This is a genomic window from Atlantibacter subterraneus, assembly GCF_007570865.1.
Lineage (GTDB): Bacteria > Pseudomonadota > Gammaproteobacteria > Enterobacterales > Enterobacteriaceae > Atlantibacter > Atlantibacter subterraneus.
This window is the reverse complement of sequence record NZ_VLPS01000001.1, coordinates 1011032-1027046: the sequence shown is the minus strand read 5'-3', so window position 1 is coordinate 1027046 and position 16015 is coordinate 1011032. Positions and strand designations below refer to the sequence as shown.

The following is a 16015-nucleotide window of genomic DNA, read 5'->3' as shown; positions in this document are numbered from 1 at the left end:
ACAGGCGCGCATTGGCGCATAAGGTTATTGGGCTATTCCAAACTCAGCAATTAACTCATCAACAAAGCTTCGTAGTTTAATCGTCGGGTTACGTAATGATGGATACAGAACATGCATAGGGCGCGCTGGCCCCTGATACTCCTGCAATACAGGAATGAGTCGCCCCGCTTTGATTTCGCTACTGAGAACAGACTCTGGGCCAAGTGTAATCCCTAAGCCCGCTCTGGCTGCATGCAACAGCGCTTTCCAGTCATTGCAACGAAAACGGCCATCAATTATCACTTCTTCACTCTTACCATTGCGAGTAAAACGCCAACGGCATTGGGTTGCAGCCGTCCAACTGGCATAAATGAGGCAATCATGTTTTGCTAATTCTTGTACGTTAGCGGGAGTCCCTCGCTTCGCCAGATAATCCGGCGAAGCGCAGGCTATCAATCGATAAGGCGCTAATGGTCGGGCTATCAGAGAAGAGTCTTCTAACTCGCCTATTCTGATCATGACTTCGATTCCCTTCTCAAGAGGATCGATAAAGCGATCGCTCAGAGACAAATCAATGCTCATGTCTGGGTAAGCGGATAAAAAACGCGTAACAAACTGAGGCAGGCAAAAAGTACCAAACGTGACGGGCGCACTGACCTTGAGTGTCCCTCTGGGTTGAGTATGCATATCAAAGGCTAATGAATCTGCCGCCTCTACTTCAGCCAGCACAATTTTGCATCTGTCGTAATACCCCCGGCCAACATCTGTGAGGCTCTGTCGTCGTGTGGTGCGATTGAGCAGCACGATGCCCAACTGGGTTTCTAATGATGCAATATGTTTGGCGACCATTTGCGGTGACATTTGTAACGCGTCAGCAGCAGCGGCAAAGGAACCCAGATCGGTTGCCTTAACAAAAACACGCATACTTGTCAGTTTATCCATCATTGCCCACTGTGAGTTGTTAGTTAAGCTAATAAAACACTATTTATCCTTCTTATGGAGAGAATCATACTCTCTTTATCGGTCAAACCATGGAGAGTAAAAATGAAAATTGGCATTATCGGTGCAGGATTTGTAGGGCGCACCATCGGAAAACTGGCCACATCATTGGGCCATCAGGTGATGTTGAGTAATTCACGAGGCCCTCAATCTCTGTTTAGCTTACCTCATGCAACAGGGTGTCAGATTGGCACCGTTGAGGACGCTATCGCATTTAGTGATATCACGGTCGTTGCGATTCCATTATCTGCCTTGTATAGCGTACCTGTTGAGCCACTGGCCGGGAAAATTGTTGTTGATGCAAACAATTATTATCCTGAACGGGATGGTCATATCGCTGAGTTAGATAATCACTCTACTACCACCAGTGAACTGCTTGCCGAACATTTGCCATCGTCATATATCGTCAAGGCATTCAATGCCATTACGATGAACGATCTCGAAACGGATGGACTTCCGCCAGGAACACCAAACCGGCGGGCACTTCCCATTGCAGGTGATGACCCGGAAAGTAAAGCTATTGTTGCGACTTTACTGGATGAATTTGGTTTTGATGTGTGTGATACAGGCCCCCTTTCCGAGGGCTGGCGTTTTGAGCGCGACAGACCGGTATATTGTGTAAGTCACAATCTCAAACAGTTGATGGATGAAATGGCGAACACGGTGCGCGACAATAGGTAATACGCTTGTAAACCGTATCCGCTTATGCCACAAAGGGTGCTTTAATGAATTCCATTCATTAACTCTTGCGCCGCTTTACAGGCGTGCGTCGGGCGTTAATCGTAAGCGGAGCCAGCGATGGTTTATACTGGCTCCAACACCTCCCTCCAGGACATTCCCTTGCTCAAAGAGAACTTTAACGATCTGATTGCCTTTCTGGTGGTGGCGCAGGAGCGCAGTTTTACACGCGCCGCCGCTAAGCTCGGTCTGTCGCAGTCAGCCCTGAGCCACTCGATGCGCGGGCTGGAAGAGCGGATGGGTATGCCCGGCATCCACATCCATGCATAAAACCGGGATGGTGTTATGAACGCAGCTCATTAATCGCCGCTAGCTGGATTTCAGTCCTGCCGAGGTCATCAACAAACGCAATACCATACTCACCGCACCGAGCGCCAGGATGCTGGCGGCCCATATCACCACCAGCCAGACAATCTGGCTCAGTTTGCTTTGCCGTTTTTCCATCAGTGATAGCCCTCCCCGTGGCGCACTTTGCCGCGAAACACGTAATAGCTCCAGAAGGTATACGCGAGGATCACCGGGATAATCAGCAGCGCGCCCACCAGCATAAAGCCCTGGCTGGCTGGCGGCGCGGCGGCTTCCCACAGCGAGATATCCGGCGGGATGATGTTTGGCCAGATGCTGATCCCCAGCCCGCTAAAGCCGAGGAACACCAGCGCCAGGGTCAGGATAAACGCCGTGGCGTGGTGGCCTGGCCGCGAGACGGTTTTCCACAGCGCCAGGCTGCAAATCAGCACCAGCACGGGCACCGGCAGGAAGAACCACAGATTAGGCAGCGAGAACCAGCGCTGGGCGATATCGTCATGGGTAAGCGGCGTCCAGGCGCTGACAATCGCCATCACAATTAACAGCATGATTAACAGCGGCGGCGTCAGCTGGCGCATCCGGGTAAACAGCGGATCTTCGCTTTTCATGATCAGCCAGGTGGCGGCCAGCAGCGCGTAGGTCACCACCAGCCCCAGCCCGCAGAACAGATTAAACGCGGTTAACCAGTCCAGCGCGCCGCCAGCGAAGGTGCGCCCTTCCACCGGAAAGCCGTTAATCACCGCGCCGACGATAATACCCTGGCAAAATGTCGCCAGGATCGAGCCGGCCAGAAAGGCCACGTCCCACCAGGGGCGGTGCGATTCGGTGGCTTTAAAGCGAAACTCAAACGCCACACCGCGGAAAATCAGGCCGATCAGCATCAGGGTAATCGGAATGGTCAGAGCATCGGCAATCACCGCGTAGGCCAGCGGAAATGCGCCGAACAGCCCGGCACCGCCCAGCACCAGCCAGGTTTCATTGCCGTCCCAAACCGGCGCGACGCTGTTGACCATCACGTCACGATCGTGCGGGTCGCGGATAAACGGAAACAGCACGCCAATCCCCAGGTCGAAGCCGTCCATCACGATGTACATCAGCGTCGAGAAAACAATAATGACGAACCACACTACCGACAGGTCGATATTCATTATCTTTTCTCCTCTTCCAGACGCTCGCCCACGGCGGAAATGGGCCGCGCAGGTCGGCCATCGGTTTTCGACGACAGATCGTCTTCGGGCTGCGGGCCCACTTTAATCAGCCGGATCAGGTACAGATACCCGACGCCAAACACCAGGCTATACACCACGATAAACACCAGCAGGCTGATCGACATTTGCAGATCGCTATGGGCCGAGACCGCATCCCGGGTGCGCATCAGCCCATATACCACCCACGGCTGACGCCCCACCTCGGTGGTCACCCAGCCGGCCAGAATGGCGATTAAGCCCGATGGCCCCATCCACAGCGCAAAGTGAAGAAATGGCCGTGACTGGTACAGCCGCCCGCGCCAGCGCAACCACAGGCTCGCGAGCCCCAGTCCAATCATCAGCAGGCCCATCCCGACCATCAGGCGGAACGACCAGAACACGATGGTGGAATTAGGCCGCTCGTCTTTGGGGAAATCTTTCAGCGCCGGGACCTGTTGGTCGAGACTGTGAGTGAGGATCAGGCTACCGAGCGCCGGGATTTCCAGCCCGTAGCGGGTGCGCTCCTGCTCCATATCCGGCCAGCCCACCAGCAGCAGCGGCGTCGGCTCGCCGGGCGGGTTTTCCCAGTGCCCTTCAATGGCGGCGATTTTTGCGGGCTGGTGCTTGAGCGTATTCAGGCCATGCATATCGCCGATCACCGCCTGAACAGGTGCCACCAGCAGCGCCATCCACAGCGCCATGGAGAACATTTTGCGCACCGCCGGGGTATCGTTGCCTTTCAGCAGGTGCCAGGCGGCGGACGCGCCGACGAACATCGCACTGCTTAAAAAGGCCGCCACCGACATATGGAACAGCCGATAAGGAAACGACGGGTTAAAGATCACTGCGAACCAGTCGGCAGGCACCACCTGGCCGTTGATAATTTCATGGCCCTGCGGCGTGTGCATCCAGCTATTGGATGCGAGGATCCAGAAAGTGGACATCAGCGTGCCCAGCGCCACCATGCAGGTTGAGAAAAAGTGCAGCCCGGGGCCGACTTTGTTCCAGCCGAACAGCATCACGCCGAGGAAACCGGCTTCGAGGAAGAACGCGGTCAGCACTTCATACGTCAGCAGCGGGCCGGTAATGCTCCCGGCGAACTGCGAAAATCCGCTCCAGTTAGTGCCGAACTGATAGGCCATCACCAGACCGGACACCACCCCCATACCGAAGTTAACGGCAAAAATTTTCAGCCAGAATTTATACAGCGAGCGCCACAGCGGATTGTGGGTCTTCAGCCACATCCCTTCCAGCACCACCAGATAGCTGGCCAGCCCAATGGTGATCGCCGGAAAAATAATGTGAAAGGATACGGTGAAGGCAAACTGTATCCTGGCAAGAATAAACGCGTCTAAACCAAACATGGCTGCCTCATCATCGACAAACCGGTATTAAACCAACCGGCAGTAAGTTATTTAACGCCTTGAGTATAGACGCAGAAAATGAAGATAACGGATAAGCCTGAGCAGGCAGAGAAAATAGCGGCGGGCGTTGCAGGAATTATTTTCTGATTGATGACGACTTGCACAGAGCGCCCCGCCAGCCACAAGGCAAGAACGCAGTGTCTGCGCAAATATATTTATCGGCCAGAGTGACAGGAATGGATAAATAGAGTGCTCTGTCGCTTCGTTAATAACCGCCCTGTTGCGTGGCGCTAAATTCAACTTAATTCGCAGCGGCAGCGTGTTGCCGGGAAAATAACCAAAAATAAAAATCGGGGATTATAAAATCCTCTCGGGCTGGCCATCATTAAGTGCCTGATGTAATTGCCGCAGGGTAATCAACGTCAGTTCGCCGAGCGCGCGATAAAAGCCCTGCGGATGGGCGTTGTTCAGCGCCTGTAGGTACAGCGGCAGCCACGTCAGGAAATGCTGGCTCAACAGTTCCAGCAATGCCCTGGGCTGGTTGGCCATCGCCAGCCATGACGCCTGAAACAGCATCAGCCCGATATGATCCGCCGGTTCCGGATGATCGGTATTCAGCGTGATGCGCTGCTGGTTAAGAAAATCCCTCAGCCGCAGCGTGGAGTCGCCCTGTAAAACGTGTTCCGGATCGAGCCATACCGATCCCCACGGCGGCGCGGGCAAACTTGCCGGGCCGACGAACTGCCACTGCCACTGTTGCTGGAGCAACGCCCTGTCCCGCTGCGCCAGCTCAGGTTGCAGAGCGACGATGTCAGCGCGCTGCGCGGGCCAGAGTTCCGGCCAGTCCGGCGTCTGGAAAAATTCGCCTATGGGCGTAAACGCGTCTGACTGCGGCGCGGTACGGTACGCGCTCGCCAGCAGGTTCAGCAACTGGGCCCAGTGGGCTAAATCCGCTTTCATGATGATTCCTTATCGCATGCCGATGGTGTGTTGTCGGCAAAATGGGCAGGTGGAGCGTTCAGCAGTCCAGGCGCTAAACAGCTGGCCACAGGTGTCGCAACGCTGTTGAATTACCGGTAGACGCTGCCCGGCATGGTTGTTAAGCGCCTTTACGCTGTGAATGGCGTCCGGGAAACAGACCGCCGTACACTGGCCGCAGCCGGTGCAGCGGGCGTTATCCAGCGCGATATGGTCGGCCTCCAGGCGAATCGCCTGTTCCGGGCAGATACGCCCACAGGCACCACACAGGTAGCACAGGTCGACGTTAAAATTAATTGAATACTGATTAACGAAAGTGACAGCGTCACGCAGCGCGCGGCGACCCGCTGGCACCGACCCGCTGTCAGTGTCGTTAGCCATTCTCAGCCACTGGCGACGCCCGGTATTCACCGGATTCGCCGCTGGCTGCGCCAGCCGCCATACCGGCTGCTCGAGCGCGCTGAGCGTAAGATTAAGTTCGGCAATCGCCCGCAGCCACCCTTCATCCGGCGTATCCAGCTCAATGGCCCGAATGCCGTAGTGAAAATGCCACATCAGCAGCTCGTCAACGCAGGCTGGCTGGGCGCTGAGCGGCGCGGTCAGGCGATCCTGATGCCAGTGACGTTTAACCGGGTGGATATTTTCCAGGGCGTCGGTTGGGCAGGCAAACAGGCAGCGACCGCACTGATTGCACTGGGCTTCATCGATAACGATGTTGTCTTCAGTCAGCGAGATGGCAGCCAGTGGGCAGGCGTCAATACAGGCCCGACAGGGGTTTTTCTTTACCTTCCGGCGAACGCATAACAACCCTGCGCCAGGCGGCGCAGGGTTGAGATTTAACGACAGCAGCGACATATCAACTCAGGCTAAAAAAGGCATAGCGCGCCATGATCTCCGCCACCACCAGCAATACGCTGCCGGTCATGGCGATACCACGGACGATGCGCGGCTGGCGCAGGGAAAGCGCAAACAGCGCCGCCCCCACCGCCATCAGGCACCACGCGGCGATACGCACGCCAGCCAGCGCATCAAAAGCCGCCAGCGCCTGCAGCGGGAACGTGACAACGTCACTCGCGTATGCCTGCGCCAGGAAGCTCATATACGCCGGTTGTTCTACCAGGCGTGCCGCCACGGCGACCACCACCGCGGCCACCGCCAGCTTCGCGAGGTCGCGCATTTCACCGTTACGCCCATGCGGCACCAGCATCAGCATCACCAGCACCGCGCCGAGGATCAGCACCGAGCCGTAGAACATAAAGAAAGTGTTAATGTGCATCCAGGTGACGACCGACGCGCTGATATAGATATTGCTCATGCAATACACATCCACCAGCCCGATAAGCCCCGCCAGCAGCACCAGTAACGGCACGACACGTTTAGCGAATAGCGCCAGCAGCGTCGTAATGCCAAGCACGCCCAGATACAGCGCGGCAAAGACGATTTCACGGCTCAGCCAGGAGCTGGCGATATGGCGCAGCGAATTAAACGCGTTGAGCGGATAACCCAGATGCGCCACCGATGCGATCAGCCCCACGCCGCCCATTACACAGCTGGCAACCAGCGCCACGCGCAGCGGCTGGCTGTTTGCCTGGCGGTTAAAGGCGTTAACGGCGGTGAACAGCGTCAGACCCACCGACGCCTGCACCAGCAGAGTAAAAATCAATAATGGCCATTCATGCATAATTAGTTACTTCCCTTCTCAGCGCCCTGATGCGGTTTCACCACCAGGTTCGGGTGGGTGATCGCCGAATCCGGCAGTCCCTGGACGTCACACAGCGTGCCGTACTGCTTACGCAGTTCATCAATCGGGCCGAACTTAATCGCGCCCAGCGGACAGGTCGCCACGCAAATCGGATCTTCGCCTTTTGCCTGCAAATCGACGCAGAAATCGCACTTCGACATCTGCCCGGCTTCTTTATCAAACTGCGGCGCGCCGTAAGGGCACGACCAGGCGCAGTAGCCGCAGCCGATGCATTTATTGGTATCGACCCGCACGATGCCGTCGCCCGGACGCTTATGCATCGCCGTGGTCGGGCAGTTTTTGGTGCAGATCGGGTCCGCGCAGTGGTTGCAGGAAATCGACAAGGTGTAGGCGTAGACGTTGTTTTCCAGCCCGCCGCTGCCGGTCGGGGTAAATCCGCCGCCGTTGACTTCATATACCCGGCGGAAACGACGGCCCGGCTCCAGATTATTTTTGTCCTTACAGGCAACCTGGCAGGCTTTGCACCCGGAGCAGCGCGACGAATCGATATAAAAACCCAGTTGCTTATCGCTTACCGGGGGAAACTCCATGTATTGGCTCATGCTTTCTCAACCTCAACCAGCATAGTTTGATGCGAATTCCCTTTTGCCAGGGGGGTGATGCGGGTGGAACTCAGCACGTTGGCGCAGCCGCCGCGATCCACGCCCGACGCGTCCGGCTGCCACCAGGCACCTGCCTGAAGCGCCACTACGCCGGGGATAATGCGCGGCGTCACTTCCGCGGGCACCATGCTGATGCCGCGATCGTTATGGATGCGCACGTTGTCGCCCTGCGCGATACCACGACGGGCGGCATCCTGCGGGTTAATCCACAGTTTCTGGGTCTGGGCTTCCTGCAACCACGGGTTAGCGTACTGCGTGGAGTTGGCGCGGTTCTTCCCTTTCCAGGTGATCAGCTGTAGCGGATATTTCCCGGTCAGCGCATCCTGCGGCCCTTCATGCGCGGGCACGTAGTGGGACAACGCCGGAATTTCCGGGTTGTTCATGTCGTACAGCCGTTTCGAGAAGATTTCGATTTTCCCGGACGGGGTCTTAAACGGATTGTTCTGCGGGTCGCGGATGTTATCGGCGAACGCCACGTACGGCTCGCTCTTGAACAGGTGACGGCGCTGAACCTGCAACTGCGCAAAGCTCGGCATATTTTCCGCTGGCATCGCGGCGCGCGTGGTTTCGACAATATGTTCGATCCACTGTTTTTCATCGCGCCCTTCGCTGAAGGCTTGCTCCACGCCCAGTTTCGCGGCGACTTCACGCAGCCACTCGTAGTCTGAACGGCGCTCAAATTCCGGCTCGACCAGTTTTTCTGACAGGATCACGTAGTTGCCGGTGCCCCAGGTTTCGCCGATGTTCCAGCGCTCCATAAAGCTGGTTTCCGGCAGCAGCAGATCGGCATATCTGGCGCTGGGCGTCAGGTACAGATCGCTGGCGACGATAAACTCGATTTTCGACTCGTCTTCCAGCAGCTTCGCCGCCTTATTGATGTCCGGGTTCTGGTTCGCCAGGTAGTTACCCGCCAGGGTAAACAGCATACGGATATTGCTGTCTAGCTTGTCAGCTCCTTTCAGACCCTGCTCCGGCGTCACTTTGCTGGCGTCTTCCGCCGCCTGCATCCAGTTCATCACCGAAATTTTCGCCGCGATCGGGTTTTCAATGCTTTCCGGCTCGCTCATAAATTTGCGGTTACCGATACCGCCGTAGCCTGCCGCCCAGCTGCCTTTTTTACCGACGTTGCCGGTGATGGTGGCCAGCAGCGTAGAGCCGCGCGCGGTGCGCTCGCCGCAGATATGGCGCTGCGGCCCCCAGCCCTGGATCAGCGCCGCCGGTTTGGCGGTCGCGTATTCCCGCGCCAGCTGGCGAATGGTATTGGCCGGTACTTTGGTGATTGGCTCTGCCCACTCCGGGGTTTTTGCCACGCCATCTTTCGCGCCGGTCAGGTACGCCACCAGTGATTCGTTGGCCGGGACGCCTTCCGGCATGCTGGCTTCGTCAAAACCGAGGGTATAACAGGCAATAAAATCTTTATCGTGCAGATTCTCAGTGATGATGACGTACATCATCGCGTCCATCAGCGCGTTATCGGTGGTGGGCAGCAGCGGGATCCACTGATCCGCCAGCGAAGCGACGGTATCGGAATAACGCGGATCGATAACGATAAAGCGCGTGCCGTTGCGTTTCATCTGCTGGAAGTAGTGATTGGCATGGCCAAAGATGGTTTCGTTGGTGTTGTGGCCCCACAAAATTACCAGCGGGGTTTCCAGCAGCGTATCCAGCGAGCTACCGGTGGCGGGCGTGCCGTAGGTATACGGCGTGGCGGCAGCGGTGTTGCCCATACTCACGGAGTGATAGTACTCAAGGTAGCCGCCGGTCAGGTTCAGCAGGCGGCGCACCATTTTATCCCCGGAGAAGGTGCCGCCGCTGACAGCGGTGCCGACGTGTACGTAGCGCGAGGCCGGGCCATATTTGGCCGTGATCCGCTTCAGATTGTCGGCAATGAGCGTGGTAGCCTCATCCCAGCTGATTTTTTCAAACTTCCCTTCGCCGCGCTTGCCGACGCGCTTCATCGGGTATTTCAGGCGGTCCGGATGATAGACAAATTTACGGTAGCCGCGCCCGCGAATACAGGCGCGCATAATCGGCATCGCCTCGTCCAGTTCACCGTCCGGCAATGTGGTGATGCGCGTAACAATACCCTGATCGACGTGGGCGCGAATATCGCATTTGCCGCCGCAGTCGAAAGTGCTACAGGTGGGCACCACGCGCCCGGTGTCCTGCTCAGCAGCGGGTGATGCAGAGGGGGTTGGCGTTTCGGTTGCCGCAGAAACAAACTGCGGCACCACCAGGGGTACGGCTGCCAGTGCGGCGCTGGCCTGGATAAAGCGACGACGGCTAACCGTCGTTATTCCGCTTTCGTCTTCCATGATTGGCATGACATCACTCTCTTCATTGGCATTGAGAAAGTGTGTATTTTTGGAGAGCCATGCGGCAGGAAGTTTGATGTAACGCAGCAAATAACGGATTAACGGAAATTAAGAGGTATTTTTCGGAATGGAATGATAATTCTTATTAACTAAATTAGGATTTTATTCTGAATGTTAACAAATCAACCCCTAACCCGTGTCCGTTTGTGTTGGTGTGCAACCAAACGATCGCACTCAACACCGCGCTTAGCGGGCAACGATTTTACAGTTCCAGTGCGCGTCCGCCGCATTCTGGTTAGCGGCAATCTCCAGCGACAGCGTGGCGTTTTTAACGTAGGTAATGCTGTATTCCAGCACCACATCATCGGGATTGCGTGCGATACGTTCGATTTTGAACAGTGCCTCACCCGGCTCACAGCCCAGCAGGCGCGCCAGGCGCGGATCGCAGACCACCGGCGCAAAGTTTTCCCGGGCGTGGGTCGGCGAATAACCAAAGGCTTCGCGCAGTTGGGAGTAGAGCGTGCCTTCATCATCAATATGGCTGAGATCGTTATAAAAGCGGCTATTCAACCAGCTCAGGGAATGGCCAACGATGCGGTCGCCCTGCAGCATACGCCGCTCCAGCCGCATCAGCTGGCTACCGACCTCCAGCCCCATCTGCCGGGCAACATCGTGGTCCGCCATGGTTGCCAGCAGGGAAATCACCTCAGCCTGGACCGGCTGAGGCGTGCCGAAGGCCACCAGCACATCCGGTAGATCGGTATAGTGCTTGAGCAGCGCGTCGCGGTTGATGAACGTGCCCTTCCCCTGCTCGCGATACACCATCCCGCCGCTGACCAGTGAATCGATCGCCTGCTTAATGGTGCCGCGCGCCACATTAAACTCATCGGCCAGGATCAACTCGCCGGGCAGCCTGTCGGTATAGGTACACGACAAAATACGCTGCAAAATGATGTTTTTGATTTTGAGATAAAGCGGGAGTCCATCAGACTCGAACATACGGTTGCTCCACTCAGAGGTAGAAGATTCGGCTCCGGTAAGCGTCCATTATATCCCGATTTATCTGCTGATTGCCGTCTATGTTTGCGCTGGCAAGGATCGGCGGCTCCACGCCGTTTTCCTGCATCAGCTCGCACAAGCGCAGCACCAGGCTGTTGGCGATGGTCGCCCCCATAATGGTCGACAGCGGCGCGGCTTTCTGCGCCAGGCCCGGCAGGCTAACCGCCGCGTCGCCGTAGTCGCACTGGTTATCCAGCGTGATGTCCGCTGTCCCGGCCAGCAGTTTGCCGCTGGAGTGGCGCGAGGTAACGCGCTTCGCGGTTTCCAGGCTGGTAATGGCGATCACCGTCGCACCGCAGGCTTTGGCCGCCAGCGCCACGTCGAGGGTGATGGCGTTGCGCCCCGAGACCGAATGGATAATCAGCGTGTCCCCCGCCTCCAGCGGGGAGCTTTCCACCATCACTTTCCCCAGCCCTTCGACATTTTCTACTGCGCTGGTGAGCGTAAGCGGGCGCACGTTGAGCATCAGCGCCGGGGAAAACAGCGGGTTGACGATTGCCAGGCCGCCTGCGCGATAGCTCATCTCCTCCGCCAGAATCCCGGCGTGGCTGGCGCCAAACACAAACAGATTGCGGCCCTTCAGCACCGTGTCGAGCATCGCCCGGGCGGCGCGGTCGAGCGTCTCCTGCTGCGCCGCCAGCTGGGCCAGTTTTTGCTGGATCTGCTCAAAATAAGCGTTAACTGCCTGACTCATGGTGATCTCCCTCAGAACGTCAGCAGACGGGTTAAGGCGCTAATCAGCGGCGACAGTACGAACATATCGCTGTCTCCGGCCCACAGCGCGGTATCCGGCACGGTGTTATTGATGAAGTAGCTGACGCAGAAGTATTGGCCCCAGGCCACCACCGTCGAGGTGATAAAGCCCGCCAGCAGCGCGCCCTTATAGCCGCCCGTGACGTTGCCAAATACACCGGCGGTGCCCGCATGGAAGAAAATCACGATCATGCTGGGGATAAACACGTAGCCGGTGTAATGCCCGATCAGCGTCAGCCACAGCAGCGAGCCGACAAATGCCCCCACAAAACCCAGCACCACCGCGTTCGGCGCGAAGTTAAACAGGATCGGGCAGTCCAGCGCGGGGCGCGCGCCGGGAACCAGTCGCGAGCCGATGCCGTTAAACGCCGGCACCATTTCACCGATAAACATCCGCACACCGAGCAGCACCACCGCAATCCCGCCGGTAAACATCAGCGACTGCTTGAGGGCGTAGATGTAAAAACTTAAATCGCCGGACTGCGCCAGGATCTCCGCCGCTTTCGGGGTGCCTTTGATTTGCAGAATAAAGGTGCCGATAAAGAACAGCAGCGTCATTGTCAGGGCGGTCACCACGTTAGAATCACGCAGGAAGCCGAGCTTTTTCGGCACCTGGATATCTTCCGAACTGATGCTGTTGCGGGAAAACAGTTTGCCGAAAATCGCCCCCAGCAGCGCCACCGACGCCGAGGTATGGCCGAGCGCAATATTGTCGTTGCCGGTAATTTTGCGCACCCACGGCTGCACCAGCGCCGGTTGCAGCGTCCAGTACAGGCCCATGATCACGGTGAGCATTAACGTTAACTGCCAGCCGGAGATCGCCGGGTTGCTGTTAACCATCACGCCCGCGAAGATCATGGTGGTCCAGAACATCATGTGCCCGGTCAGGTAGATATACTTAAAGCGCGTCAGGCGCGCCAGCAGCAGGTTGAAGGCGAACCCGCCCGCGATAGCGATGGTGACGCTGCTGCCGTAGCGCTCGCTGAACTTCACCTGGCCGATAATGTTGGTCAGATTCATGGAGCTTAAGCCGAACACTTCGGTCCAGATTGGCTGGAAGATCAGCAGCGCGGAGACGATAATCCCCGCCCCGGCACCAATAATCAAAAAGCCTAAAATCCCCTTCAGGGTGCCGGAGACAATATCCGCCAGCGGTTTGTTTTGCAGCACCAGCCCGAGCAGCACGATCAGGCCAATCAGGATGGACGCTTCGCCGAAGATATTGACGGTGATCCAACGCAGTACGCCGATAAATTCGTTCATGGTCTTACCCCTGAGTAAGAATGCCTGCGTTAACCAGCGCCTGGGTGATTTCGTTGGTGTCGATGTAGTTATTCACCACCACCACCGGGCAGGATAAATGCTGTAAATTGCCCACCAGCTCGGCGTTGGTGATCACCAGATCGGCATTCGCCGACGCGGCGGCGGAGACGTCCATATGCTCGACGTTCGCTTCCACGCCGTGCTTTTTCAGCACCGTTTCCACGTTCATACGTAAAATTAAGCTCGACCCCATTCCCAAACCGCAGACAGTGAGTATTTTCATTGTTATTTCTCCAGACGGACGTAGTGGTTTATTCCGCATCGATCATCAGACGGTAAATCTGCTGCGCATCATGGGAATTCATTAAGGTTTGCAGGTTTTCCTCATCACCCAGCAGGGTGACGATTTTTTGAATTAACTGAATATGCTGATCGCTGTTGGTGGCGGACAGCCCCAGCACCAGCTGCACCGGGTCGTTTTCCGCGTGGCCAAACTCCACCGGCTCGCGCAGCCGCACCAGGCTGATTTGCGGCGCAATCGCCCCGTTCTCTGGCCGCGCGTGGGGCATCGCCAGCCCCGGCGCAATCACAAAATAGGGGCCGAACTGGTGATAGCTGTCGATCATCGCCTGGGTGTACTGCTCGCTACAGGCTCCGGCGGCGCACAGCGCATCCCCGGATTTACGAATCGCCTCGTCGGCAGACGTGGCCGGGTAATCCAGATGGATTGCGTTTGGGCTAATCATTGCGCCTCCCTGATTATGCGCGTGATGGACGCTAAGGTGGTTTCCAGCGCCTGTTGAACAAAGGCCTCGCCTTTTTCCGCGCTGGCGCAGCGCGGGTCGCCGAGCACCGAGTAATCGGAAAACGCGGTCCAGGGCTCAGGGCGGTAGCGGAAATCTTCCGGAAACGCGGGGTAATGCTCGCGGGCCTGGGTCATATCCACCGCCTCCGGCGCGAGCGCCAGCATTAATGACGTTTCAATTTCATCGGCATGCATATAGCCAGGATAGGCCACCGCCGATTCGCGCAGCTTCGCCACGCAGCCGTCCATCCCCGCCCAGCTGTAACTCAGCAGCGTAATGCCCTCCTCGCGAAGCTGGCGGGCCGCCGCTTTGATGGCGTCGAAATTGCCGTAATGGGCGTTGATCACCGCCGTGGTGGTAATGCCGTAGCCCGCCATATTGCGTGCCAGGCTGACCAGCAGATCCCCCAGCAGCGCGTTGCCGATATCAATCGCCCCGGCGTGACCGCGCAGCGACCACACCTGGCTGTAGGAGATCACCGGCAGGGTGATGGCATCCTCGCCCAGCGCGCTGTCCAGCCGTTCGCAAAAGCGTTCTGCTAACAGGTTATCGGTATCCAGCGGCAGGTGATCGCCGTGCGGCTCCACCGCCCCCAGCGGCAGCAGCGCGATTCTGGCCCTGGGAAGGGCCGCTTTCGCCTGCTGCTCGTTAAGCTGATGCAGTTTCATAGGCTGCCTTAACCAAAGCTGAAGTAGCGCGCCGGGTTTTCGACGAAGAAATCATGCAGCAGCGCTTCGCCGTCAAAACCCGCTTCCCGCGCTTCTTCAAGAAACCGTGGGCGCCAGTCCGCCAGGATAAATTTCAATCCCAGCCCGCCTTTTCCATAATGGGCGCTCATGCTTTTGCGGGCGAAATCGCCGCCGATCAGGATCTGTTTTTGATACCCCTTCTTGCACAGCGCCAGAATGGCCTCGGTGCGGACGTGCTCGGGGAAATATTTGATCCGGCTGATACCGTCAAACGAGATAAATGCCCCGGTGTTGGCAAGTTGACGGTGTAGCCAGGGATCGGGATTGCGATCCATATGTGCAAAGCAGATGCGGGACAAATCAAGGCCCAGTTGTTTAAAAATCGCGGCCTGCTCCAGGGCCATGGTGCCCATTTCCGTATGGCTGTGCATCGGCGCGTGGGTGGCCTGTTGGGCGCGCACCACCACTTCCATGGTTTTACGCTCCAGCGGCGAAATGGCGTTATAACCAGTGCCGCACTTCACCATCCCGGCGCGGTATGCGGTGCCGTCGATACCGTCGGTTACTTCCCGGCTGACGTGTTCAACCAGCGCATCGAGGGGGGTGTTGGCAATCCAGTCGGCGAAGGTCTGATCGGTGCCCGGACGCTTCGAGCTCCACAGGAAGCCTTTATTAAACCCGGCGGTGGCTATGATTTGCACCTGCTGACGGCTGGCAATCTCCGCCACCACCTCAACGTGACGGCCATAGTCCGGCGCGGTAGCGTCATAAATCGACTTCCCGCCTGCGGCGCGGAAGTCTGCCAGTTCGCGTTCGGAAGCGGCTTTATCGTCGAGCAGCAGATCCTCTTCGTTGCGCTCCTGCCAGTACGGCGGGATGCAGTAAAGATGGTCGTGACTGTAGGTCACCCCGAGCTGCTGCGGTGCGATGTCACCGGTGAGTGTGCGAATAAACCCCATACGATACGCCCTGTTATCAGTGAGTTGGTGTATTCAACTTAGAACTTGTCTACCTGACTGGTCAAGTGATCATGGTCGCAAAACAACCAGCAAAAAGCGTATTGCTGCGAGGCATCGCACAGTTTCATAGGAAATGTTGATAAGTCGTGAAAAGTGACTGCAAAGATTGCGAGCGCGTGGGAGTAAAAACAAGCCACGGAAATTGGGCGGTATGGGCAGGGAAAGTTAACCGGGAATGCGGCAGGTGCATCCCCGG

The 16015-nt window shown here is 57.2% G+C and carries 17 protein-coding genes and 1 pseudogene; 2 read left to right on the top strand and 16 right to left on the bottom strand.

Annotated elements, in window-relative coordinates; genetic code table 11:
- Nucleotides 1-24: 24 nt before the first annotated feature.
- The gene (locus FND52_RS04975; RefSeq protein WP_144129861.1) at nucleotides 25-921 is read right to left on the bottom strand and encodes a LysR family transcriptional regulator; all 897 of its coding nucleotides are present in this window, start codon (nucleotides 919-921) and stop codon (nucleotides 25-27) included.
- A gap of 102 nt (nucleotides 922-1023) precedes the next feature.
- Here FND52_RS04975 and FND52_RS04970 point away from each other — a divergent pair, with 102 nt between their 5' ends.
- Complete coding sequence (locus FND52_RS04970; protein ID WP_144129732.1) at nucleotides 1024-1659, top strand: NADPH-dependent F420 reductase; 636 nt, start codon at nucleotides 1024-1026, stop codon at nucleotides 1657-1659.
- Between the two features lie 159 nt (nucleotides 1660-1818).
- Nucleotides 1819-1956 (top strand): annotated as a pseudogene (locus FND52_RS04965) (LysR family transcriptional regulator); the annotation flags it as partial.
- A gap of 69 nt (nucleotides 1957-2025) precedes the next feature.
- Here FND52_RS04965 and FND52_RS04960 read toward each other — a convergent pair.
- The 15 genes from FND52_RS04960 to FND52_RS04890 all read right to left on the bottom strand — a co-directional run bounded on the left by FND52_RS04960 (nucleotide 2026) and on the right by FND52_RS04890 (nucleotide 15759).
- Complete coding sequence (locus tag FND52_RS04960) at nucleotides 2026-2160, bottom strand: DUF2474 domain-containing protein (protein WP_125293293.1); 135 nt, start codon at nucleotides 2158-2160, stop codon at nucleotides 2026-2028.
- Entirely contained in the window at nucleotides 2160-3170 is a 1011-nt protein-coding gene (gene cydB, locus FND52_RS04955) for a cytochrome d ubiquinol oxidase subunit II (protein ID WP_125293292.1), read from the bottom strand. Before cydB ends, FND52_RS04960 begins: the two co-directional genes overlap by 1 nt.
- A complete protein-coding gene (locus FND52_RS04950) occupies nucleotides 3170-4573 on the bottom strand; it encodes a cytochrome ubiquinol oxidase subunit I (protein ID WP_144129730.1) in 1404 nt (467 codons plus the stop codon). The genes cydB and FND52_RS04950 overlap by 1 nt, the downstream gene beginning before the upstream one ends.
- Nucleotides 4574-4930: 357 nt before the next feature.
- A complete protein-coding gene (gene dmsD / locus FND52_RS04945) occupies nucleotides 4931-5533 on the bottom strand; it encodes a Tat proofreading chaperone DmsD (RefSeq protein WP_144129728.1) in 603 nt (200 codons plus the stop codon).
- A 9-nt stretch (nucleotides 5534-5542) separates the two neighbouring features.
- A complete protein-coding gene (locus tag FND52_RS04940) occupies nucleotides 5543-6406 on the bottom strand; it encodes a 4Fe-4S binding protein (protein WP_144129726.1) in 864 nt (287 codons plus the stop codon).
- Nucleotide 6407: 1 nt separating this feature from the next.
- Complete coding sequence (locus FND52_RS04935) at nucleotides 6408-7232, bottom strand: dimethyl sulfoxide reductase anchor subunit family protein (protein WP_144129724.1); 825 nt, start codon at nucleotides 7230-7232, stop codon at nucleotides 6408-6410.
- 2 nt (nucleotides 7233-7234) lie between these two features.
- On the bottom strand, nucleotides 7235-7855 hold the full coding sequence (locus FND52_RS04930; protein ID WP_144129722.1) for a DMSO/selenate family reductase complex B subunit: 621 nt from the start codon (nucleotides 7853-7855) through the stop codon (nucleotides 7235-7237).
- Nucleotides 7852-10239 (bottom strand): DMSO/selenate family reductase complex A subunit, encoded by a 2388-nt coding sequence (locus FND52_RS04925; protein WP_144129720.1) that lies wholly within the window; start codon nucleotides 10237-10239, stop codon nucleotides 7852-7854. The genes FND52_RS04930 and FND52_RS04925 overlap by 4 nt, the downstream gene beginning before the upstream one ends.
- Before the next feature lie 237 nt (nucleotides 10240-10476).
- Entirely contained in the window at nucleotides 10477-11229 is a 753-nt protein-coding gene (locus FND52_RS04920) for a GntR family transcriptional regulator (protein ID WP_144129718.1), read from the bottom strand.
- A gap of 13 nt (nucleotides 11230-11242) precedes the next feature.
- Entirely contained in the window at nucleotides 11243-11983 is a 741-nt protein-coding gene (locus FND52_RS04915; protein WP_144129716.1) for a sugar isomerase domain-containing protein, read from the bottom strand.
- Nucleotides 11984-11994: 11 nt separating this feature from the next.
- Entirely contained in the window at nucleotides 11995-13305 is a 1311-nt protein-coding gene (locus tag FND52_RS04910) for a PTS ascorbate transporter subunit IIC (protein ID WP_125293283.1), read from the bottom strand.
- Nucleotides 13306-13309: 4 nt separating this feature from the next.
- Nucleotides 13310-13588 (bottom strand): PTS sugar transporter subunit IIB, encoded by a 279-nt coding sequence (locus FND52_RS04905; RefSeq protein ID WP_125293282.1) that lies wholly within the window; start codon nucleotides 13586-13588, stop codon nucleotides 13310-13312.
- Between the two features lie 28 nt (nucleotides 13589-13616).
- Nucleotides 13617-14051, bottom strand: coding sequence for a PTS sugar transporter subunit IIA (locus FND52_RS04900; protein WP_125293281.1), 435 nt, complete (start codon nucleotides 14049-14051; stop codon nucleotides 13617-13619).
- Entirely contained in the window at nucleotides 14048-14779 is a 732-nt protein-coding gene (locus FND52_RS04895) for a creatininase family protein (RefSeq protein ID WP_144129714.1), read from the bottom strand. The genes FND52_RS04900 and FND52_RS04895 overlap by 4 nt, the downstream gene beginning before the upstream one ends.
- Nucleotides 14780-14787: 8 nt before the next feature.
- A complete protein-coding gene (locus tag FND52_RS04890) occupies nucleotides 14788-15759 on the bottom strand; it encodes a phosphotriesterase family protein (protein ID WP_144129712.1) in 972 nt (323 codons plus the stop codon).
- Nucleotides 15760-16015: the final 256 nt, after the last annotated feature.